Origin of the sequence: Kitasatospora sp. MMS16-BH015 (assembly GCF_002943525.1) — a bacterium.
GTDB lineage: Bacteria > Actinomycetota > Actinomycetes > Streptomycetales > Streptomycetaceae > Kitasatospora.
In genome coordinates this window covers 4401012-4422596 of record NZ_CP025394.1, presented here as the reverse complement: position 1 = coordinate 4422596, position 21585 = coordinate 4401012, and the positions used below count along the sequence as shown (strand labels likewise).

Here is a 21585-nt window from a genome sequence, read left to right as displayed (position 1 = left end):
GCCCTGGCTCAAAGCTCCGCCCTCCGGGCCGTGTGCCCGGACGCGGTCGGTGGCCGGTGCCTGCCCGAAAGGGCAGGCACCGGCCACCTGGGCAGAGGATCAGGCCTCCGCCGTGGTCTCGCTCTCGCCGGTCGAGGCCTCGGGGGCAGTGCCCTCGCCCTCGACCTCGTCCAGCTCCTCGTCCTCGGCCTCCGCGTTGCGGGCCATGCCCACCACCGCGTCCTTCTTTCCGAGGTTGATCAGTTGGACGCCCATCGTGTCACGTCCGGTTTCACGAACGCCCGAAACCCTGGTGCGGATCACACCACCGGAGAGGGTGATCGCCATGATCTCGTCGGTCTCCTCGACCACCAGCGCCCCCACCAGCGAGCCCCGGCCCTCGACGATCTTCGCCGCCTTGGTACCGAAACCGCCCCGCCCCTGGACACGGTACTCGTCCACGGAGGTCCGCTTGGCGTAACCGCCGTCGGTGGCCGTGAAGACATAGGTGCCCGGACGGACCACGTTCATCGAGAGCAGCTCGTCGTCCTCGCGGAAGGACATGCCCTTCACGCCCGAGGTGGCCCGGCTCATCGGGCGCAGCGCCTCGTCGGTGGCGGTGAAGCGGATCGACTGGGCCTTCCGGGAGACCAGCAGCAGGTCGTCCTCGGCGGAGACCAGCTCGGCGCCGATCAGCTCGTCGTCCTTGCCCTCCTCGTCCTGCCGCAGGTTGATCGCGATCAGGCCGCCGGAGCGCGGGGAGTCGTAGTCCTTGAGCGCGGACTTCTTCACCAGGCCGGCCCGGGTGGCCAGCACCAGGTACGGCTTGTCCTCGTAGGTGCGCACCGCCATCACCTGGGTGATGTGCTCCTCTGGCTGGAAGGCCAGCAGGTTGGCCACGTGCTGGCCGCGGGCGTCGCGCCCGGCGTCGGGCAGCTCGTAGCCCTTGGCGCGGTAGACCCGGCCCTTGTTGGTGAAGAACAGGATCCAGTTGTGCGTGGTGGTCACGAAGAAGTGGTCGACGATGTCGTCCTGCTTCAGCTGCGCGCCGCGCACGCCCTTGCCGCCGCGCTTCTGCGAGCGGTACAGGTCGGAGCGGGTGCGCTTGACGTAGCCGCCACGGGTGATGGTGACCACGATGTCCTCCTCGGCGATGAGGTCCTCGATCGAGAGGTCGCCGTCGGAGGGGATCAGGGTCGAACGCCGCTCGTCGCCGTACTTCTCGACGATCGCGGTCAGCTCCTCGGAGATGATCTCGCGCTGGCGGGAGGGCGAGGCCAGGATCGCGTTGTACTCGTCGATCTTGGCCTGCAGCTCGTCGTGCTCGCTCAGGATGCGGGCGCTCTCCAGGGCCGCCAGGCGGCGCAGCTGCATCTCCAGGATCGCGTTGGCCTGGATCTCGTCGATCCGCAGCAGGTCCATCAGGCCGGTGCGGGCCGCGTCCGCGCTCTCCGAGGCCCGGATCAGCGCGATCACCGCGTCGATCTGGTCCAGCGCCTTGAGCAGCGCGCGCAGGATGTGCGCCCGCTCCTCGGCCTTGCGCAGCCGGAAGGTGGTGCGGCGGACGATGACCTCGACCTGGTGGCTCACCCAGTGCCGGATGAAGGCGTCGATCGACAGGGTGCGCGGCACGCCGTCGACCAGGGCCAGCATGTTGGCGCCGAAGTTGGTCTGCAGGTCGGTGTGCTTGTACAGGTTGTTCAGCACGACCTTGGCCACGGCGTCGCGCTTGAGCACGACCACCAGGCGCTGGCCGGTGCGCGAGGAGGACTCGTCGCGCACGTCGGCGATGCCCGCGATCTTGCCGTCCTTGACCAGGTCGGCGATCTTCAGCGCGAGGTTGTCCGGGTTGACCTGGTACGGCAGCTCGGTGATCACCAGGCACTGGCGGCCCTGGATCTCCTCGACCTCCACCACCGCGCGCATGGTGATCGAGCCGCGGCCGGTGCGGTACGCGTCCTCGATGCCCCGGCGGCCGACGATCAGCGCCCCGGTCGGGAAGTCCGGGCCCTTGATCCGCTCGATCAGGGCGTCCAGCAGCTCCTCGTTGGAGGCCTCCGGGTGCTCCAGCGCCCACAGGGCGCCGGAGGCCACCTCGCGCAGGTTGTGCGGCGGGATGTTGGTGGCCATGCCGACCGCGATGCCGGTGGCGCCGTTGACCAGCAGGTTGGGGATGCGGGCCGGCAGGACGGTCGGCTCCTGCGAGCGGCCGTCGTAGTTGGCGGCGAAGTCGACGGTCTCCTCGTCGATGTCGCGCATCATCTCCATGGCCAGCGGCATCAGCTTGCACTCGGTGTAGCGCATCGCCGCCGCCGGGTCGTTGCCCGGCGAGCCGAAGTTGCCGTTGCCGTCCACCAGCGGCATCCGCAGCGACCAGGGCTGGGCCAGGCGCACCACGGTGTCGTAGATCGAGGTGTCGCCGTGCGGGTGGTAGTTGCCCATCACGTCGCCGACCACGCGGGCGCACTTGTAGTAGCCCTTCTCGGGCCGGTACCCGCCGTCGTACATCGCGTACAGCACCCGGCGGTGCACCGGCTTGAGGCCGTCGCGGACCTCGGGCAGCGCACGGCTCACGATCACGCTCATCGCGTAGTCGAGGTAGGAGCGCTGCATCTCGGTCTCGAGCTCGATCGGCTCGACCCGGGAGACGAACGTGTCGAGGCTGCTGTCGTCCGGCTGCTCGCCGTCAGGACGGTTCTCGTCGACCACTGGTGGTCAGTTTCCTTTCATGCGGACTGGAGGTGTGTGCGGACGGATCGCGCGTCACACGTCCAGGAACCGGACGTCCTTGGCGTTGCGCTGGATGAAGGAGCGCCGGGCCTCGACGTCCTCGCCCATCAGGACGGAGAACAGGTCGTCGGCACGGGCCGCGTCCTCCAGGGTGATCTGCTGGAGCAGGCGGTGCTGCTGGTCCATGGTGGTGATCCGCAGCTCCTCGGCGTTCATCTCGCCCAGACCCTTGAAGCGCTGGATCGCGTCGTCCTTGGGTAGCCGGCGGCCGGCCGCCACGCCCGCGGCGATCACGCTGTCGCGCTCGCGGTCGGAGTAGACGTACTCGAAGTCGTCCTTGCCCCACTTGATCTTGTAGAGCGGCGGCATCGCGAGGTACACGTAGCCGGACTCGACCAGCGGGCGCATGAAGCGGAACAGCAGGGTGAGCAGCAGGGTGCGGATGTGCTGCCCGTCGACGTCGGCGTCCGCCATCAGGACGATCTTGTGATAGCGGAGCTTGGACTCGTCGTAGTCCTCCTGGATGCCGCAGCCGAAGGCCGAGATCAGCGCCTGGACCTCGGTGTTCTGCAGCACCTTGTCGATCCGGGCCTTCTCCACGTTCAGGATCTTGCCGCGGATCGGCAGGATGGCCTGGATGCGCGGGTCGCGGCCCTGCTTGGCCGAGCCGCCGGCCGAGTCACCCTCGACGATGAAGATCTCGCACTCGGACGGGTCCTTGGACTGGCAGTCGCTCAGCTTGCCCGGCAGCGAGGCCGACTCCAGCAGGCCCTTGCGCCGGGTCAGGTCGCGCGCCTTGCGGGCGGCGACCCGGGCGGTGGCCGCCTGGATCGACTTACGGATGATGTCCGCCGCCTCGTTCGGGTTGCGGTCCAGCCAGTCGTTGAGCTGCTCGTGGACGACCTTCTGCACGAAGGTCTTCGCCTCGGTGTTGCCGAGCTTGTCCTTGGTCTGGCCCTCGAACTGCGGCTCGCCGAGCTTGATCGAGATGATCGCGGTCAGACCCTCGCGGATGTCCTCGCCGGAGAGGTTGTCATCCTTCTCGCGGAGCAGCTTCTTGTCCCGCGCGTAGCGGTTGACCAGGCCGGTCAGCGCCGCACGGAAGCCCTCCTCGTGGGTGCCGCCGCCGTGGGTGTGGATGGTGTTGGCGAAGGAGTAGACGCTCTCGGTGTAGGAGCTGTTCCACTGGAGCGCGATCTCGACGGAGATCCGCTTCTCCTTGTCCTCCGCCTCGAAGTCGATCACCGAGGGGTGGATGACCTCGCCCTTGCGCGAGTTCAGGTGCGCGACGAAGTCGGCGATGCCGCCGTCGTACTTGTACGTGACCGAGAGCGGCTTGCCCTCCTCGTCCACGTGCTCCGGGCGCTCGTCGGTGAGCGCGATGGTGAGGCCCTTGTTGAGGAAGGCCATCTCCTGGAAGCGCCGGGAGAGCGTCTCGAAGGAGTAGACGGTGGTCTCGAAGATGTCCGGGTCGGCCCAGAAGGTGACGACGGTGCCCGTCCGCTCGGTGGCCTCGTGCTGCTCCAGCGGGGCGACCGGCGCACCGACCTTGTACTCCTGCGTCCAGCGCGAGCCCTCGGTGTGGATCTCGACCGCGAGCCGGGTGGAGAGCGCGTTCACCACCGAGATGCCGACACCGTGCAGACCGCCGGAGACGGCGTAGCCGCCGCCGCCGAACTTGCCGCCCGCGTGCAGGATGGTCAGCACGACCTCGACGGCGGGCTTGTTGTAGGCCGGCATGATGCCGACCGGGATCCCGCGGCCGTTGTCCACGACCCGGACGCCGCCGTCGGCCAGCAGGGTCACGTCGATGCGGTCGGCGTGCCCGGCCATCGCCTCGTCGACGGAGTTGTCCACGATCTCCTGCACCAGGTGGTGCAGGCCCCGCTCGCCGGTCGAGCCGATGTACATGCCGGGACGCTTGCGGACGGCGTCGAGGCCCTCCAGCACCTGGATGTTGCTGGCGTCGTACGACGCGGCGGTCGCCTGGTCGGTGGGGTCTGGGTTCTGGCTGGGGTTGCCGGAATCGGCCACGAAGCGCCCTCTCTGGCACAGCGCGCGGCCGCAACCCCCACCCCGGTTCGGGCGGGCCTGCGACCACGGCATTTCGACTCGGTTGCTGCGAGCAACGGTGTTTGGCTTCTAGTCTACCGGTAGGACTGACATAGATGGGCGTTTGGCAGCCCCTGAGGGCAGATGTGCCGCCCTGAATCCCCGTCGCACATGTCCCGATACTCGCCAGGGGGGCTGAGAGGCCGCACAAGGGCCGTCAGCGATTCCGGAGGGTGGCGTTCCGCGCGGGAGCGGTCACCCCCAGGTGTCGCCCGGCCCCTTGCTCCCCGGCGCCCGCAGCCGGCCGTACCCCCGGGCCGGGGCGTCCGGCCCCTGCACCTTGATCACCTTGACCGTGCCGTGGCCCAGCTCGTGATTCAGACGGGCCACCAACTGGCGTGCCAACAGCCGGAGTTGAGTAGCCCACGCGGTGGAGTCGCACTGCACCGTCAACACCGCCGCCGCCTCGTCGAAGCTCTTCGGCTCACAGTGCGCCGCGATGTCCGGCCCGACGATCTGCGCCCAACGGCCCATCACCCCGCCCACCGCCGCCGGCGCCTCCCAGCCCCGCTCGGTGATCAACCGGTTCAGCGCCGCCCCCAGCGGCACCGGATCCCGCCCGTCCGCCCGCGCCCCGCTCCGCAGCCCGTGCTTCTTCGCTTCCCGCTTCTCCCGCACCTGCTCGCCCCGCTGCCGGGCGGCCTCCTTGGCCGCCCGCAACGCCACCCGGGCCAGATCCACGCCCGACAGCTCCGGATCGCTCACCGCGATCTCCTTTCCCCAGGCTGTGGACAGACCAGCGTACGCCGAGTTTTTTCTGGGGCGCGGGGAACTGCGCTGCCGACCATGCACCTCCGTAGAGGGCCGATCGCGCCGTTCCCCGCGCCCCTGGGTGGTGCAACTGACTAGAGTTGGGTCACCTCGCCGCCGGCCACGGCATACCGCGCCCCGCTCAACGCCTTCGGCACGTCCTCCGCCACCGCGGCGGTGACCAGCACCTGCTCCGCCGGGGCCACCAGCTCGGCCAGCTGCTCCCGCCGCCGGGCGTCCAGCTCGGCGAAGACGTCGTCCAGGATCAGCACCGGCTCACCGCCGTCCGAGCGCAGCAGCTCATACGAGGCCAGCCGCAGCGCCAGCGCGTACGACCAGGACTCCCCGTGGCTCGCGTACCCCTTGGCCGGCAGCTCGCCCAGCCGCAGGCCGAGCTCGTCCCGGTGCGGGCCGACCAGCGTCAGGCCTCGGGCCAGCTCCTGGCCGCGCACCTCGGCGAGGGCCGCGAGCAGCTGCTGCTCGGCCTCCTCCCGGCTGGCCGGACGCTCGCCCTCGAAGGAGCTGCGGTACTCCAGCAAGGTTTCCCCAGCCCCGGGGGCAAGCTGTGCATAAGCCGCGGCCACCAGTGGCTGCAGCGCGGCCACCAGCTGGAGCCGGAAGGCCGTCAACTCCGCGCCGGTGCGGGCCAGATGACCGTCCCACACCTCCAGGGTGGCCAGGTCCGAGGCGCGGCCACCGCCACTGCGGCGGGCCGCCGCGGCCGTCTTCAGCAGGGCGTTGCGCTGCTTGAGCACCCGCTCGTAGTCCGAGCGCACCCCCGCCAGCCGGGGCGCCCTGGCCACCAGCAGCTCGTCCAGGAAGCGCCGCCGCTCACCCGGATCGCCCTTCACCAGGGCCAGGTCCTCCGGGGCGAACAGCACCGTGCGCAGCAGCCCGAGCACGTCCCGGGGCCGCACGTTGTCCGAGCGGTTGATCCGGGCCCGGTTGGCCTTGCCCGGGGTGATCTCCAGCTCGACCAGGGTGGTCCGGGCGTCGCGGACGACCGAGGTCCGCACCACGGCGCGCTCCGCGCCGAGCCGCACCAGCGGGGCGTCGTTGGCCACCCGGTGGCTGCCCAGGGTGGCGACGTACCCGATCGCCTCGACCAGATTGGTCTTGCCCTGGCCGTTCGGCCCCACGAAAGCCGTCACGCCCGGGCCGAGCGGTACCTCGGCCCGGGCGTAGGAACGGAAATCGGCGAGCGACAGATGCGCTACGTGCATGGCTGTGGACTACGCCGCCTTCTGCTCCGGTGGAACGACTACTTCGACTCGACCGCGTGGCCGCCGAACTGGTTGCGCAGCGCGGCGATCATCTTCATCTGCGGGGAGTCCTCCTGACGCGAGGCGAACCGCGCGAACAGCGAGGCGGTGATGGCCGGCAGCGGCACCGCGTGGTCGATCGCGGCCTCGACCGTCCAGCGGCCCTCGCCCGAGTCGGCGGCCCAGCCCTTGAGCTTGGCCAGGTGCTCGTCGTCGTCCAGCGCGCGGACGGCCAGGTCGAGCAGCCAGGAGCGGATGACCGTGCCCTCCTGCCAGCTGCGGAAGACCTCGCGCACGTCGGTGACCTCGGGAGCGGCCTCCAGCAGCTCCCAGCCCTCGGCGAAGGCCTGCATCATCGCGTACTCGATGCCGTTGTGGACCATCTTGGCGAAGTGGCCCGCGCCGACCTTGCCCGCGTGCACGCTGCCGAAGTCGCCCTCGGGCTTGAGGGCGTCGAAGACCGGCTGCACCTTCGCCACGTCGGCGGCCTCGCCGCCGTACATCAGGGCGTAGCCGTTCTCCAGGCCCCAGACACCGCCCGAGACGCCGCAGTCGACGAAGCCGATGCCCTTGGCGGCCAGCGCCTCGGCGTGCTTGACGTCGTCCGTCCAGCGCGAGTTGCCGCCGTCCACCACCACGTCGCCGGGGGAGAGCAGCTCGGCCAGCTGGTCGACGGTGTCCTGGGTGGGGCCGCCGGCGGGCACCATGACCCAGACGACCCGGGGGGCCTCCAGCTTGGCGACCAGCTGCTCCAGGCTGTCGACGTCGGCGAGATCCGGGTTGCGGTCGTAACCGATGACGGTGTGGCCGGCGCGGCGGATGCGCTCGCGCATGTTGCCGCCCATCTTGCCGAGACCGATGAGGCCGAGCTCCATGACAAGTCCTTCACTGTGGTGACGTGCCTGACCGCGGCGCCGTTGCCGCCCTCCGAGCCTAAGGCGTGGGGACAACGGCGCCAGCCCGCCGGAGTCAGCCGGAGAGGCGCACCGGCATGATCAGGTACTGGTACGCGGCGTCCGCCTCGGCGTCGATCGCGGCCTTCCCGCTGAGCAGGGCGGGCTTCGTCGAGGTGGTGAAGGCGAGCTGGGCGTACGGGGCGTCGATCGCCTTGAGGCCCTCCTCGAGGTAACCCGGGTTGAAGGCGATCGAGATGTCGTCACCTTCCAGGTCGGCCTCGATGCGCTCCACAGCCTGTGCGTCGTCGCCCGAGCCGGCCTCCAGGGTCAGCACGCCCTGCTCGAAGCTGAGCCGGACGGGGGTGTTCCGCTCGGCGACCAGCGAGACGCGCTTGAGCGCCTCCAGGAAGGGCTGGGTCTGGATCGCGGCGGTGGCCGAGAAGTCGGTCGGGAAGAGGTTCCGGAACTTCGGGAAGTCACCCTCCAGCAGGCGGGTGGTGGTCCGGCGGCCGGCGCCCTCGAAGCCGATCAGGCCCTCGCCCGCGCCGCCCGAGGCGAGCGCGATCGAGACGTTGTCGCCGCTGCCGAGGGACTTGGCGATGTCCTGCAGGGTCTTGGCGGGCACCAGGGCGACGGCGGAGATGTCCGACTGCTCGGGCTTCCAGAGCAGCTCGCGGACGGCGAAGCGGTACCGGTCGGTGGCCGCCAGCGTGATCTTGTCGCCCTCGATCTCCACCCGGACACCGGTCAGCACCGGGAGGGTGTCGTCGCGGCCGGCGGCCACGGCTGCCTGGCTCACGGCGGCGGCGAACACGTCACCGGAGACGGTGCCGGTGGCGGTGGGCATCTGCGGCAGGGCCGGGTACTCGTCCACAGGCAGGGTGGGGAGTGTGAATCGCGAGCTGCCGCAGACCACGCTCACCCGCATGCCGTCGGTGGAGATCTCCACCGGCCGGTTGGGAAGGTTCCGCGAGATGTCGTTGAGCAGGCGGCCGGAGACCAGGACGGTGCCGGCCTCCTCCACGTCCGCCTCCAGCTCGACCCGGGCCGAGACCTCGTAGTCGAACCCGGACAGCGCCAGGCTGCCCTCCTGCGCCGTCAGCAGCAGGCCGGCCAGCACCGGCACCGGCGGCCTCGCCGGGAGGCTGCGGGCAGCCCAGGCCACCGCCTCCGCGAGGACGTCACGCTCCACCCGGAACTTCACCGGTAACCGCCTCCTGGGTCCTGCTGTCGCTTCGCTCTTGGATCGTCCACCTGGCTGCCGTGCTCGGGGCTCGGCCCGCTCGGCTCCAGGTTGCCTAGGACAGTCTGACGTACTTCACCGACAGGCGGGGTAGACGGGCGGCAGGAAGCCGAACAGTTGTCGGAGAGCGGTTGTCCACAGATTTCGGGCCCACCCACCATTTTCCGAGTCCATCGCTCTATAGGTGTAGTGGTAGTAGTAGGGCCTGTGGAAACCGTGGATAACCCCGTTTTCGCAGGTCAGGCCCGGTTTTTCATCCACAGGGACTGTGGAGGGCCGATGTGGACAACCAGGCCCTGCTGTGGACAGCGCAGGGTTACCCACAGGGCACTCAGAGTATCCACAGGTTATCCCCAGGTCCGTCCCCAGATCATGGACCGGTTATCCACGGGCCCCGGTCAACGTCGCGTGACGCCTTTCACACCGGTCGGTGAACTCTTCCCCAATGTTGTCGAACTGTGGACTGTGCTGTGGAGAAGCTGGGGATAACCCGGCTTTCCCTGGGGACAGCCGGTGGACAACCTGGTGGACACCCTGACGGAGTACCAGCTGTCCACATCCTGTGGATAACCGTTGTGCACAAGTCCACAGGGGTCTGACCTGCGCGGACGAGCGTAGCGGCGCTCGCCCTGTGGAGGAATTCTGGATAACTCCGAGCCCGGCGGCCTGTGGACGGGGAGAAACCACCCGTTCCTGTGGACGAAGGCCGTTCCGGCCCGACCTGTTCGAATTGCTGCTCAGGTGTTCGCCCTGCGCCCGGAGCTGACGAGACGAATCCTGCCCAGCCCCTCCGAGGGCTACACCTCCCGCCGCCAGGGATACGCCGAACCGGTGCCCCCGGATACGCCGAGAGGGAGCCAGGACGGCGTCCTGACTCCCTCTCAAGGCCCTTGCCGGGCCGGCTAGCTCTTGATGCGGTTGGTGAGCTCGGTGACCTGGTTGTAGATCGAGCGCCGCTCGGCCATCAGCGAGCGGATCTTCCGGTCGGCGTGCATGACCGTGGTGTGGTCGCGCCCGCCGAACTGGGCACCGATCTTCGGCAGCGAGAGGTCGGTGAGCTCGCGGCAGAGGTACATGGCGATCTGGCGGGCCGTCACCAGCACCCGGCTGCGCGAGGATCCGCATAGGTCGTCCACACCGAGCCCGAAGTAGGCGGCGGTCTGCTGCATGATGACCTGCGCCGTGATCTCCGGCCCCGCGTCCTCGTCGCCGCCCGGGATCAGGTCCTTGAGGACGATGCCGGCCAGCTCCAGGTCGACCGGGGCCCGGTTGAGGTTGGCGAAGGCGGTGACCCGGATCAGCGCGCCCTCCAACTCCCGGATGTTCCGGGTGATCCGGGACGCGATGAACTCCAACACGTCGGCGGGAGCGTTGAGTTGCTCCTGGATCGCCTTCTTGCGCAGGATCGCGATCCGGGTCTCCAGCTCCGGCGGGGTGACGTCGGTGATCAGCCCCCACTCGAAGCGGTTGCGGAGCCGGTCCTCCAGCGTGGTCAGCAGCTTGGGCGGCCGGTCCGAGGAGAGCACGATCTGCTTGTTGGCGTTGTGCAGCGTGTTGAAGGTGTGGAAGAACTCCTCCTGGGTCGACTCCTTGGACGCCAGGAACTGCACGTCGTCGACCAGCAGGATGTCCATGTCCCGGTACCGCTTGCGGAACGCGTCCGCCTTGCCGTCCCGGATCGAGTTGATGAACTCGTTGGTGAACTCCTCCGAGCTCACGTACCGCACCCGGGTGCCCGGGAAGAGGCTCCGCGAGTAGTGCCCGATCGCGTGCAGCAGGTGGGTCTTGCCGAGGCCGGACTCGCCGTAGATGAACAGCGGGTTGTACGCCTTGGCCGGGGCCTCGGCGACGGCGACGGCCGCCGCGTGCGCGAAGCGGTTGGAGGCGCCGATCACGAAGGTGTCGAAGAGGTACTTCGGGTTGAGCCGGGCCGCGGGCTCGTCCTTGCGGGAGCCGCCGGCCGGGGGAGCACCGGGGGGAGCGGGCACGCCCGGGCTCGGGGTGCGCTCGGGCAGCCCCGGGGGAGCGGCGGGCCGCTCCAGCGCGCCGCCGGCCGGGCCGCTCGCCCCACCGGGGGCACCGGAGCCGCCGGACGCGCCCGCCGCCGGGGGCCGTGCCGGGGCGGCCCGCCGCCCGCCGGGGCCGGACCGGGCGCCGGCGCCGCCCGGGGTGCTGTAGGCCCCGCCGAAGAGGTCGCCCTGGCCGTTGCTCTCGCGCTCCCGCTCGCCGCCGCCCTCGGCCGCGCCGTAGCCGCCCCGGCCCCAGCGCTCGCCGGAGTCGCCGCCCGGGCGCCCCTCGGCCCCGGCCCAGCTCGGCTGCTCGCCGCGGTACGGGTCCGGCCGCTCGCCGCCCGGGTAGCCCTGCTGCTCACCGGGGTAGCCCGGCTCGCCGCCGGAGCGCTCACCACTGCCGTACGCCTCGCCGCCGGAGCGCTCGCCGCTGCCGTACGGGTCGGCGCCGGTGCGGTCGTTGCTCGCGTACGGGTCGGGGCGCTGGTCGTAGCCGGAGCTGTCGTAGCGGCCGCGGCCGTACTCGGGCTCGGCGGGGCGCTCGTAGGAGCGGCCGTAGTCGCGCTCGGGGTAGTCCTCGCCGGCGCTGCCGGGCCAGCGGCCGGCCTCGCGGCCGCGCTCCCGGTCCCGCTCGCGGGCGCCGCCGTAGACGGGCTCCTCGCGGTAGGGCTGCTGCCACTCCTCGCGCTCCCGCTCCCGCTCGGGCTCGGCGGCCGGCGGCTCGGGCTGCGGGGCGGCGGCGGGGGTGGGCGGGACGGCGTTGGCGTCCACCATGACGGCGATCCGCACCGGGCGGCCGAATTCGCGGCTCAGCGCCTCGCTCAGCTGCGGCATCAGCCGACCCTCGAGCACCTGCTTGGCGAACTCGTTGGGCGCCGCGAGCAGGGCGGTGTCGTGCATCATCCACATCGGCTGGGTGCGCCGCACCCACGCCTTGTCCTTGTCCCCGACACCGGTGTCGTTGACCAGCCGCTCGACGACCCTCGCCCAGACCACGACGAGATCGCTGTTGACATCAGCCACTGGTGCACGCTTTCTCGTTCCCCGGCAGGGGGGTGTCAAAGGACTCGGTGTCAAAGGACTCTTGGGTGGGGCCCGGCCGAGCAGAACAAACCAGACAAGTCCTGCAACGGTAGTCAGCGGACAGAGCTGATTCAAGTTGTTGTCCACAGGCTGTGGGCGAGGGGCCCGTGGCGGCACCCGGTTTGACCCCCCGGCCCCGTCCCGCGTACCGTAACCAGGTCGAGTTGTCGATGGCCGCTGCCGCATGTCCGCGGGTCCTCCCGCTTCCAGAGGCGAGCAGCACGGGCGCCGTGGAATGCTCCGAAACCCAGCCGACCTGGGAAGTCGGGGCCGTACCGCCACCCTCCGGGAGACCGGAGGGCAGGGGATCACGCGGACGCACGGTGACGGCCAAGCGATGTCCCGTCATCCTTCGATTCACCCCAGGAGCCCCCGAGTGAGCAAGCGCACCTTCCAGCCGAACAACCGTCGTCGCGCGAAGACCCACGGCTTCCGGCTGCGGATGCGTACCCGCGCCGGCCGCGCCATCCTGGCGTCTCGCCGTGGCAAGGGCCGCGCCGCCATCTCCGCCTGATCCGCGCCAGGGTCTGTCGTGCTGCCCTCCGAGCATCGGCTGCGGCGGCGCCAGGACTTCGCGACCGCGGTGAAACGCGGTCGCCGGGCCGGTCGACCCCTCTTGGTCGTCCACCTCAGCAGAGCTGAGGAGACCGAGGGGCCGACCGACCGGAACAGCGACACCAGCCCGCACGTCGCCGAGGGGCTTCCTTCGGCGCGTGCGGGTTTCGTCGTGAGCAAGGCCGTCGGGCCCGCCGTGGTCCGCAACCGCGTGAAGCGTCGGCTGCGCCACCTCGTCCGGGACCATCTGGCGCGCCTGCCCGCAGGTAGCCTGATAGTGGTGCGCGCGCTGCCCCCGGCCGGGTCGGCCACGCACGCAGAACTCGAGCACGACCTGACGGCGGCGCTGCGGCGCCTGCTGCGGGTCGAGCCTTCGGGCACTTCCGGCAGTGCGCCGACGGGAGCAGGGCGATGAAGTACCTGCTGATGGGGCTGATCAGGCTCTACCAGTGGACGATCAGTCCGTTGCTCGGTCCGGTCTGCCGGTACTACCCCTCGTGCTCGCATTACGGGTACGAAGCGGTGCGGGTGCACGGCGCGGTCAAGGGCAGTGGCCTGACCGCGTGGCGCATCCTGCGCTGCAACCCGTGGTCGCCCGGCGGGGTCGATCACGTTCCGCCGCGCAAGCACCCGGTCTGGCACCGTCGGCTGCGCGATCTGCTGAGCCCGAAGAGCGGGACCGCCGGGCCTGAGCCGGTGGCCAAGCCCGATGTCCAAGGAGTCTGACCGGTGACCTGGTCCTTCCTCAACCCCCTGTACACCGCGGTGTCCTGGATCATCGTCCAGTTCCACTCGCTGTACAGCCACGTCTTCGATCCGAACGGTGGTTGGGCCTGGGGCCTGGCGATCGCCTCGATGGTGGTCGTGATCCGGATCTGCCTGATCCCGCTCTTCGTGAAGCAGATCAAGGCGACTCGGGCGATGCAGGCCATCCAGCCCAAGATGAAGGCCATCCAGGAGCGCTACAAGAACGACAAGCAGCGCCAGTCCGAAGAGATGATGAAGCTGTACAAGGAGGCGGGTACCAACCCGTTCTCCTCGTGCCTTCCCATCCTGGTGCAGATGCCGTTCTTCACGGCCCTGTACGGCGTGCTGAGCAAGGTCGCGCACCACGAGCCGATCGGTGTCATCAAGGGCGACCTGCTGGCGAGCGCCGGCCAGGCGCACATCTTCGGTGCCCCGCTCTCCGCGACCTTCGTGCACAGCACCGAGCTGAACGTGAAGATCGTCACCGCCGTCATGATCGTCATGATGTCGCTGTCGCAGTTCATCACGCAGCGCCAGCTGATGACCAAGAACATGGACCTCACGGTCAAGACGCCGTTCATGCAGCAGCAGAAGATGCTGATGTACGTCTTCCCGATCATGTTCGCCGTGATGGGCATCAACTTCCCGGTCGGTGTGCTGGTCTACTGGCTCACCACCAACGTCTGGTCGATGGGCCAGCAGCTGATCGTCATCCGCAACAACCCGACGCCCGGCAGCCAGGCCTTCGCCGAGCGCCAGGAGCGGCTGAAGAAGCAGGGCCGGATCAACCCGGACGGTTCGATCAAGAAGGTCGGCCTGATGGCGATGCTGTCCGGCAAGTCCTCCGCCGCCGGTGGTACGGCTGACGCCGGGGCGGCCGTCGAGGAGGCCGTGCAGGTGCGCCGGCAGCAGCCGCGCAAGCAGACCAAGGCGCAGCGCCAGTCCACGGGCCACGCGACCAGCCTGACCAAGGAGCCGCAGGACGCGGTGGCCGAGGAGGCACCGGTCGAGGAGAAGCCGGCCGAGCCCAGCGGCGCCGGTGCGGGCGGCAAGGCGGCGGCCAAGCCGGGCCAGCGCCAGCAGCCGAAGCGCGGTGGCCAGCAGGGCGCCCAGGGGCGCAAGAAGAAGCCGTAGTCTCCCCCTGCGACGCCCGCTCAGCCCCTCGAACCACGTTCTCGGCCCCACCCGCGGGCCCATCCTCGAAGGAGTCCATCAGTGACGGAAGGCACCACCGCCGCAGTCAAGGCCGAGGCCGGTGCGGAGAGCCTCGTCGCCCGCCTGGAGCAGGAGGGCGACATCGCGGCCGACTACCTGGAGGGTCTGCTCGACATCGCCGACCTCGACGGTGACATCGACATGGATGTCGAGGGCGACCGCGCTCTGGTGTCCATCGTCAGCGACGGCAACGACCGGGCGCTGCAGCGTCTGGTCGGCCAGGACGGCGAGGTGCTGGAGGCGCTCCAGGAGCTGACCCGACTGGCCGTGCACCGGGAGACCGGTGAGCGCAGCCGCCTCATGCTGGACATCGCGGGTTTCCGGGCCAAGAAGCGGTCCGAGCTGGCGGAGCTGGGCAGCGAGGCGGCCGAGCGGGCGAAGAGCACCGGCGAGCAGGTCAAGCTCCGTCCGATGACGCCGTTCGAGCGCAAGGTGGTCCACGACGCGGTGGCCGCGGCGGGTCTGCGCAGCGAGTCGGAGGGCGAGGAGCCCCAGCGTTGCGTGGTCGTTCTTCCGGCCTGACGTGGTGATCGACGACCGACCCCGCCCGCTGTCGCGGGCGGGGTCGTCGTCCGTCAGGAGGGCGCCGGGTGCCCGGTGATGCGTTTCGCGTGCGGTGTTTCACGTGAAACACGGCACACGTGAAACAGTGGGTCGACTGGTCGACTGGTCGAGTGCGGTGGTGGAGACGGTGAGCGGAGAGGCTGAGATGAGCACGGACGGCGTGACGACCGAGGGCATCCCGGCGGAGGGCGGCGAGCAGGGCCTGCCCGAGGCGCCGCCGGTGGCGCGCGAGGTCTTCGGGGACAGGTACGAGACCGCCGTGCGGTACACCGAGCTGCTGGCGACGGCGGGGGTGCAGCGCGGCCTGATCGGCCCGCGCGAGGTGCCCCGACTGTGGGACCGGCACGTGCTCAACTGTGCGGTGCTGGCGGAGCTGCTGCCGGAGAACGCCTCGCTCTGCGACGTCGGCTCGGGGGCCGGCCTGCCCGGCATCCCGGTGGCGATGGCCCGCCCGGACGTCTCGGTGACGCTGCTGGAGCCGCTGCTGCGCCGCACCACCTTCCTGGAGGAGGTGGTCCGCGAGCTCGGGCTGGACAACGTCACGGTGCTGCGCGGCCGGGCCGAGGAGATGGTCGGCAAGCTCTCGGTGGACGTGGTGACCGCCCGCGCGGTGGCTCCGATGGAGCGGCTGGCGGGCTGGGGCCTGCCGCTGCTGCGCCCGTACGGCCAGATGCTGGCGCTCAAGGGCGACACCGCGGAGCAGGAGCTGGCCGAGTCGCGCTCGGCGCTGACCAAGCTCGGCGCGGTGAAGTGGACGGTGATCTCGGTGGGCGAGGGCACCCTGGAGACCTCGACCCGGGTGGTCCAGGTCGAGGCGGGGGAGAGCCCCGGCGGCGTCCGCGCGGCCACCCGCCGCGCCAAGGCCGCCCGCGCGGGCCGGGCCGGCCGCCCGGGCGAGGGCGGCCGCGGCCAGGCCCGCCGCCGCCGCTGAGCTTCTTCGACACCCGCTGACCAGCCCCGGGGCTTCATCCCCGGGGCTGGTCGCGTTCTACGGTCGGAGTGTCGCACCGTCAGATTTCCGACATTGCGGGCATGGTGTTTCCTGTGAAACGTCGCTCGCTGCTTCCAGGAATCCTCCGTCGCGGCCGGGCGGCGACTGTTGCCGCTCCGGTTTCACGTGAAACACTGACCCCCATGCAGGACTCGGAGACCATCGACCAGATCGATGACACGCCTATCGCACGGGCCGCGCAGGCCGCTGTGCAGGCCATCGGACGGGCCGGCGAGGGGCTGCCCAGGCCCGCTGCGACCCGGGTGATCGTGGTGGCGAACCAGAAGGGCGGGGTGGGGAAGACCACCACCACCGTCAACATGGCCGCCTCGCTGGCCATGCACGGGCTGCGCGTCCTGGTCATCGACCTCGACCCGCAGGGCAACGCTTCCACCGCGCTCGGCATCGACCACCACGTGGAGGTGCCGTCCATCTACGACGTGGTGGTCGGCGGCAAGCCGCTGGCCGACGTGGTGCAGCCGGTGGTCGAGGTGGAGGGGCTGTTCTGCGTGCCCGCCACCATCGACCTGGCGGGCGCCGAGATCGAGCTGGTCTCGCTGGTGGCCCGGGAGAGCCGGCTCCAGCGGGCGATCGCGGCCTACGAGCAGCCGCTGGACTACATCCTGATCGACTGCCCGCCCTCGCTCGGCCTGCTCACCGTGAACGCCCTGGTGGCCTGCCAGGAGGTGCTGATCCCGATCCAGTGCGAGTACTACGCGCTGGAGGGCCTCGGCCAGCTGCTGCGCAACGTGGAGCTGGTGCGCCAGCACCTCAACCCGCAGCTGCACGTCTCCACCATCCTGCTCACCATGTACGACGCCCGCACCCGGCTGGCCGCCCAGGTCGCGGAGGAGGTGCGCACCCACTTCAGCGAGGAGGTGCTGCGCACCGCGATCCCGCGCTCGGTCCGCATCTCGGAGGCGCCGAGCTACGGGCAGACGGTGCTGACCTATGATCCGGGTTCCACCGGGGCGCTCTCCTACCTGGAGGCGGCCCGCGAGCTCGCGCTGCGGGCGGTCGGGGTCGGGGCGGTCGGGGCCGGTTCGGTGGGGCAGCAGCGCAGCGGTGGGGCTGAGATGGCACAGCACGGCAGCACGATGGAGGACAACCGGTGAGCGGTGGACGTAGGGGCCTCGGCCGCGGGCTCGGAGCCCTGATCCCGGCGGGGGTGCCCGCCGCCGCGCCGGCCACGGTGGCCCCCGCGCGTTCGGGCGCGGCGCCGGTGGTCGGCAGCGGGGCGGTCTCGCCCAGCGCGGTGCCGGTGCTGCCGACCGACCGCGGCACGGTGGCGGCCAAGGCGGCCGCCGAATCCGCCCGCGAGCAGCAGGCCCAGCTGACCCCGGTGGAGGGCGCCCGCTTCGCGGAGCTGCCGCTGGACTCGATCACGCCGAACCCGCGCCAGCCGCGCGAGGTCTTCGACGAGGACAAGCTGGCCGAGCTGGTGGCCTCCATCAAGGAGGTGGGCCTGCTCCAGCCGGTGGTGGTGCGGCAGGTCTCGGCCGACCGCTTCGAGCTCATCATGGGCGAGCGGCGCTGGCGGGCCTCCCGGGAGGCCGGTCTGGAGCAGATCCCGGCGATCGTCCGGGCCACCGAGGACGACAAGCTGCTCCTGGACGCGCTCCTGGAGAACCTGCACCGGGCCGAGCTCAACCCGCTGGAGGAGGCGGCCGCCTACGACCAGCTGCTGCGCGACTTCTCCTGCACCCACGACGAGCTGGCCGACCGGATCGGCCGTTCCCGCTCGCACGTCTCCAACACGCTGCGGCTGCTCCGGCTCTCGCCGGCCGTGCAGCGCCGGGTGGCGGCGGGCGTGCTGACGGCGGGCCATGCCCGCGCGCTGCTCGGGGTGCCGGACGGCGAGCGGCAGGACGCGCTGGCCAAGCGGATCATCGCGGAGGGGCTCTCGGTGCGCACCACCGAGGAGCTGGTCGCGGTGATGGACCAGGAGGAGAAGCCGCAGCGGGGTGCCGGCCCGAAGGCCGGCCGGCTGATCTCCCCGGCCTTCAACGACCTGGCGGGCCGGCTCTCGGACCGTTTCGACACCCGGGTCAAGGTGGAGGTCTCGCAGCGCGGCGGCAAGCTCGGCAAGGGCAAGGTCGTGCTGGAGTTCGCCTCGGTGGAGGACCTGAACCGGATCCTGGACAGCCTCGCCCCCGGCGAGGAGGGGCTGCGGCTCTCGCAGGGCTGAGCCCCGGCCGGTCCCGTACGACGGGGGCCCTATGACGGGTGCATGTTTCACGTGAAACATGCACCCGTTTCCGTCTTTTCGGAGCAAGCTGGTGTGCTGAGGAGGAGGTGCGGGCGTGGGACGCAGGATCGCTCCGCTGACCCTGGACAACCTGGCGGACCTTCCGTCCACCTGCCGGTCCTGTGTGTTCTGGGAGCTGGACCCGGTCACCGCCAAGGCGGCGGTGGAGAGCGGCAAGCCGGAGCTGGAGAAGGAGGGCTGGATCTCGGCGGTGCTCCTGGAGTGGGGCTCCTGCGGCCGGATCGCCTACGTGGACGACGTGCCGGCCGGGTACGTGCTGTACGCGCCGCCGGCCTACGTGCCGCGCTCCGGCGCCTTCCCGACCAGCCCGGTCTCGCCGGACGCCGTGCAGCTGATGGTCAGCCGGGTGCTGCCCGGCTACCAGCGGCAGGGGCTCGGCCGGGTGCTGGTGCAGCAGGTGGTCAAGGACGTGGTCGGCCGCGGCTTCCGTGCGGTGGAGGCCTTCGGGGCGGTCGGCCGGGAGATCCCGAGCTGCGTGCTGCCCGCCGACCACCTGCTGGCGGTGGGCTTCAAGACGGTGCGGCCGCACCACCGGTACCCGCGGCTGCGGCTGGAGGCCCGCACCACGCTCTCCTGGAAGGGGGACGTGGAGGTGGCCCTGGAGCGCCTCCTGGGCGGTGGCCGGGGCGGGCGGCGGAAGGAGCCCGCGCTGCGGCCGTTCTGAGGGCCGGTCCACGCTGTTCCGGGCTGCTCTGAGGACCGGGGTGACCGGAGTGATCGGGAACGGCGGAGGGCGGGCCCCTGTGGGAAGGGCCCGCCCTCGGCGGTGCACGTGCTACCGGAGTGGTGCTACCGGCTCGGAGGAATCGGCTTAGAGGTACTCGGCCAGCTCGCGGAGCAGGGCGGCCTTCGGACGGGCGCCGGTGATGGTCTTCACCAGCTCACCGCCCTTGTACACGTTCAGCGTCGGGATGGAGATGACGTTGTACGTGGCAGCGGTCTGCTGGTTGGCGTCGACGTCGATCTTGGCGACGGTGAGCTTGTCGCCGTGCTCGCCCGCGATCTCCTCGAGGATCGGGGCGACCATGCGGCACGGGCCGCACCAGGTGGCCCAGAAGTCCACCAGGACGGGCTTCTCGCTCTTGAGCACCTCGGCGTCGAAGGAATCGTCGGTGACGGTGATGGTGGCGCCGGCCACGGGAGCTCCTAAAGGTTGCGAACGGGTGGTGCGCGGGCTGGGAACCGCTCGGCACCTCTGGGGAGGACAACAACCGGGGCTGCTGTCTTGTTTCAAGCCCGCTCTGCGTCGGGCTCGTGGTGGATCAGACGGCGACCGCGGCGGCCTGGGCCTCCAGGTCGGCCAGCGAGGCGAGGTAGCGCTCGGCGTCCAGCGCGGCGGAGCAGCCGGTGCCGGAGGCGGTGATGGCCTGGCGGTAGGTGTGGTCGACCACGTCGCCGGCGCCGAAGACGCCCGGGATGTTGGTGCGGGTGGAGGGGGCCTCGACCTTGAGGTAGCCCTCGGCGTCGAGGTCGAGCTGGCCCTTGAAGAGCTCGGTGCGCGGGTCGTGGCCGATCGCGATGAACAGGCCGGTGACGGGCAGCTCGCGGAGCTCGCCGGTGGTGGTGTCGCGCAGGGTGACACCGCTCAGCTTCGGGTCGCCGTGGATGGCCTCCACGGCGCTGTCCCAGGCGAAGGAGATCTTCGGGTCGGCGAAGGCGCGCTCCTGCATGGCCTTGGAGGCGCGCAGCGAGTCGCGGCGGTGGATCACCGTGACGGACTTGGCGAAGCGGGAGAGGAAGGTCGCCTCCTCCAGCGCGGTGTCGCCGCCGCCGACCACGGCGATGTCCTGGTCGCGGAAGAAGAAGCCGTCGCAGGTGGCGCACCAGGAGACACCGCGACCTGAGAGCTCGTCCTCGCGGGGCAGGCCCAGCTTGCGGTGCTGCGAGCCGGTGGTGACGATCACGGCGCGGGCGCGGTGCACGGTGCCCTCGGAGTCGGTGACGGTCTTGATGTCACCGGTGAGGTCGACCTCGACGATGTCGTCCGGCACCAGCTCGGCGCCGAAGCGCTCGGCCTGGGCCCGCATGTTGTCCATCAGCTCGGGGCCCATGATGCCGTCCCGGAAGCCCGGGAAGTTCTCGACCTCGGTGGTGTTCATCAGCGCGCCGCCGGCGGTCACGGCGCCCTCGAAGACCAGCGGCTTGAGGGAGGCTCGGGCGGTGTAGAGCGCGGCGGTGTACCCGGCGGGGCCGGACCCGATGATGATCACATTACGGACGTCGCTCACTGCATCTCCTGGTTCGCATCACACGGCCTGGACCGCGGGTGGGGCGCTTCTGCGCGGAGGGCGGTCCTGCTCCGCCGCCCCGGACAACGACACACCAGTGTCGCTCATTCCCACGGGTCGGCGCAGCAGCCGCCCGATGGGTGGTCGGGCCAGCACCAGGGGTCGGGCGGGTGGTGCGGAGCTCGGCGGCGGGCCGTCGCCCGGGCGGGGCGGCGTGGGGGAAACACGAAGCTCCTGGCAGTGCGGGCGAGTTCGGTGGATCGCCTGCCTACCAGGAGCTTCGTGCTGCGGGTGTCCCGTCGGGCCCGGGAAGGGCTCGATCGGGTCCACCTCGTCAGGTCGTGCGGGGCGGGGTGCGGGGCCCGCCCGGAGCCCGGGGGCCCAGGGGCCCGGGCGGGATCAGTGCCAGCGCTGGTACGAGCCGCCGTTGTCCGGGCCGGTGTAGACGCTGCCGTTGCCGTTGCTGTCCAGGACGCGGCCGGTCTCGCGGTTGACCAGCTTCCAGCCGTTGCCGGTGTTGACCTCGTACCAGCGCTGGTACCAGTTGGTGCCGTCGGCGGCCGAGTTGCAGTTCTCGGTGTAGACCTGGTCCTGCCAGTAGGCGGTGAGGCAGCGGCCCCACTGGTCGACCTCGTTCCAGCTGCCGTCGCTGTTCTGGATGTCGGTCCAGTGGGTGCCCTGGGCGCCGCCGTTCCAGAAGGTGATGACGGAATTGGTGCCGGTCACGGACTCCAGGTAGTAGCCGGTGGCGGCGTCCTGCCAGGTGACGCCGGTGCCGGCGTAGGCAGCGGTGGAGGTGCCGAGCAGCATGGCCGGGACCGCGGTGGCGGCGAGGAGGAGGGCTGCGGCGCGCTTCTTCTGCATGGGTGTCGCTCCGGAGATGGGAGGGAGAAGGTCGAGCGGGACGTTTCCGATCTTGGAAGCAGGCCCTATCTCTTTCCCATACGCGCTC

Annotated in this window: 19 protein-coding genes; 9 read left to right on the top strand and 10 right to left on the bottom strand. The window is 70.6% G+C overall.

The features are described 5' to 3' along the window. Positions 1-99: 99 nt before the first annotated feature. The 7 genes from gyrA to dnaA form a co-directional block, all read right to left on the bottom strand. Positions 100-2688, bottom strand: coding sequence for a DNA gyrase subunit A (gene gyrA / locus CFP65_RS19160; RefSeq protein WP_104817285.1), 2589 nt, complete (start codon positions 2686-2688; stop codon positions 100-102). A gap of 54 nt (positions 2689-2742) precedes the next feature. Then, the gene (gene gyrB / locus CFP65_RS19155; RefSeq protein ID WP_104817283.1) at positions 2743-4815 is read right to left on the bottom strand and encodes a DNA topoisomerase (ATP-hydrolyzing) subunit B; all 2073 of its coding nucleotides are present in this window, start codon (positions 4813-4815) and stop codon (positions 2743-2745) included. 201 nt (positions 4816-5016) lie between these two features. Continuing rightward, a complete protein-coding gene (locus CFP65_RS19150) occupies positions 5017-5532 on the bottom strand; it encodes a DciA family protein (protein WP_104820978.1) in 516 nt (171 codons plus the stop codon). A 134-nt stretch (positions 5533-5666) separates the two neighbouring features. Then, positions 5667-6794, bottom strand: a complete 1128-nt coding sequence (gene recF, locus CFP65_RS19145; RefSeq protein ID WP_104817281.1) for a DNA replication/repair protein RecF — start codon at positions 6792-6794, stop codon at positions 5667-5669. Positions 6795-6832: 38 nt separating this feature from the next. Then, positions 6833-7708: a phosphogluconate dehydrogenase (NAD(+)-dependent, decarboxylating) gene (gene gnd / locus CFP65_RS19140; protein WP_104817279.1), complete on the bottom strand. Its 876-nt coding sequence runs from the start codon at positions 7706-7708 to the stop codon at positions 6833-6835. Between the two features lie 94 nt (positions 7709-7802). Continuing rightward, positions 7803-8933 (bottom strand): DNA polymerase III subunit beta, encoded by a 1131-nt coding sequence (gene dnaN, locus CFP65_RS19135; RefSeq protein WP_104817277.1) that lies wholly within the window; start codon positions 8931-8933, stop codon positions 7803-7805. Between the two features lie 941 nt (positions 8934-9874). Beyond that, a complete protein-coding gene (gene dnaA / locus CFP65_RS19130; protein WP_104817275.1) occupies positions 9875-12004 on the bottom strand; it encodes a chromosomal replication initiator protein DnaA in 2130 nt (709 codons plus the stop codon). 436 nt (positions 12005-12440) lie between these two features. On the opposite strand from dnaA, the gene rpmH reads away from it, so the two are divergent. From rpmH to CFP65_RS19085, 9 genes are all read left to right on the top strand, one after another. Next, positions 12441-12578 carry a 50S ribosomal protein L34 gene (rpmH, locus tag CFP65_RS19125; protein WP_104817273.1) on the top strand — a complete coding sequence of 46 codons (138 nt, stop codon included), beginning with the start codon at positions 12441-12443 and terminating at the stop codon, positions 12576-12578. Between the two features lie 18 nt (positions 12579-12596). Further along, positions 12597-13034 (top strand): ribonuclease P protein component, encoded by a 438-nt coding sequence (gene rnpA, locus CFP65_RS19120; RefSeq protein WP_104817271.1) that lies wholly within the window; start codon positions 12597-12599, stop codon positions 13032-13034. After that, positions 13031-13345, top strand: coding sequence for a membrane protein insertion efficiency factor YidD (gene yidD, locus CFP65_RS19115; protein ID WP_045303235.1), 315 nt, complete (start codon positions 13031-13033; stop codon positions 13343-13345). Before rnpA ends, yidD begins: the two co-directional genes overlap by 4 nt. 3 nt (positions 13346-13348) lie before the next feature. Then, a complete protein-coding gene (yidC, locus tag CFP65_RS19110) occupies positions 13349-14500 on the top strand; it encodes a membrane protein insertase YidC (protein ID WP_104817269.1) in 1152 nt (383 codons plus the stop codon). An 81-nt stretch (positions 14501-14581) separates the two neighbouring features. Then, a complete protein-coding gene (locus CFP65_RS19105) occupies positions 14582-15103 on the top strand; it encodes a R3H domain-containing nucleic acid-binding protein (protein WP_104817268.1) in 522 nt (173 codons plus the stop codon). 187 nt (positions 15104-15290) lie between these two features. Next, positions 15291-16076 carry a 16S rRNA (guanine(527)-N(7))-methyltransferase RsmG gene (gene rsmG, locus CFP65_RS19100; protein ID WP_104817266.1) on the top strand — a complete coding sequence of 262 codons (786 nt, stop codon included), beginning with the start codon at positions 15291-15293 and terminating at the stop codon, positions 16074-16076. 203 nt (positions 16077-16279) lie between these two features. Then, the gene (locus CFP65_RS19095; RefSeq protein WP_158702245.1) at positions 16280-17251 is read left to right on the top strand and encodes a ParA family protein; all 972 of its coding nucleotides are present in this window, start codon (positions 16280-16282) and stop codon (positions 17249-17251) included. Beyond that, positions 17248-18324 carry a ParB/RepB/Spo0J family partition protein gene (locus CFP65_RS19090; protein WP_104817263.1) on the top strand — a complete coding sequence of 359 codons (1077 nt, stop codon included), beginning with the start codon at positions 17248-17250 and terminating at the stop codon, positions 18322-18324. The genes CFP65_RS19095 and CFP65_RS19090 overlap by 4 nt, the downstream gene beginning before the upstream one ends. A 115-nt stretch (positions 18325-18439) precedes the next feature. Beyond that, positions 18440-19069 (top strand): GNAT family N-acetyltransferase, encoded by a 630-nt coding sequence (locus CFP65_RS19085; protein WP_104817262.1) that lies wholly within the window; start codon positions 18440-18442, stop codon positions 19067-19069. A gap of 147 nt (positions 19070-19216) precedes the next feature. On the opposite strand, the gene trxA is transcribed toward CFP65_RS19085, so the two are convergent. The 3 genes from trxA to CFP65_RS19065 all read right to left on the bottom strand — a co-directional run bounded on the left by trxA (position 19217) and on the right by CFP65_RS19065 (position 21497). Continuing rightward, a complete protein-coding gene (gene trxA / locus CFP65_RS19080) occupies positions 19217-19543 on the bottom strand; it encodes a thioredoxin (protein WP_104817260.1) in 327 nt (108 codons plus the stop codon). 124 nt (positions 19544-19667) lie between these two features. Then, entirely contained in the window at positions 19668-20633 is a 966-nt protein-coding gene (gene trxB, locus CFP65_RS19075; RefSeq protein WP_104817258.1) for a thioredoxin-disulfide reductase, read from the bottom strand. A 399-nt stretch (positions 20634-21032) separates the two neighbouring features. Beyond that, on the bottom strand, positions 21033-21497 hold the full coding sequence (locus tag CFP65_RS19065) for a hypothetical protein (protein WP_104817254.1): 465 nt from the start codon (positions 21495-21497) through the stop codon (positions 21033-21035). Between the last annotated feature and the right edge of the window lie 88 nt (positions 21498-21585).

Bases quoted from the DNA above. Each gene is read 5' to 3' on its own strand.
- gyrB (WP_104817283.1), bottom strand. From the start codon at position 4,815: ATGCCGTGGTCGCAGGCCCGCCCGAACCGGGGTGGGGGTTGCGGCCGC.
- recF (WP_104817281.1), bottom strand. From the start codon at position 6,794: ATGCACGTAGCGCATCTGTCGCTCGCCGATTTCCGTTCCTACGCCCGG.
- rsmG (WP_104817266.1), top strand. From the start codon at position 15,291: ATGAGCACGGACGGCGTGACGACCGAGGGCATCCCGGCGGAGGGCGGC.
- CFP65_RS19095 (WP_158702245.1), top strand. From the start codon at position 16,280: ATGCAGGACTCGGAGACCATCGACCAGATCGATGACACGCCTATCGCA.
- gnd (WP_104817279.1), bottom strand. From the start codon at position 7,708: ATGGAGCTCGGCCTCATCGGTCTCGGCAAGATGGGCGGCAACATGCGC.
- yidD (WP_045303235.1), top strand. From the start codon at position 13,031: ATGAAGTACCTGCTGATGGGGCTGATCAGGCTCTACCAGTGGACGATC.
- CFP65_RS19065 (WP_104817254.1), bottom strand. From the start codon at position 21,497: ATGCAGAAGAAGCGCGCCGCAGCCCTCCTCCTCGCCGCCACCGCGGTC.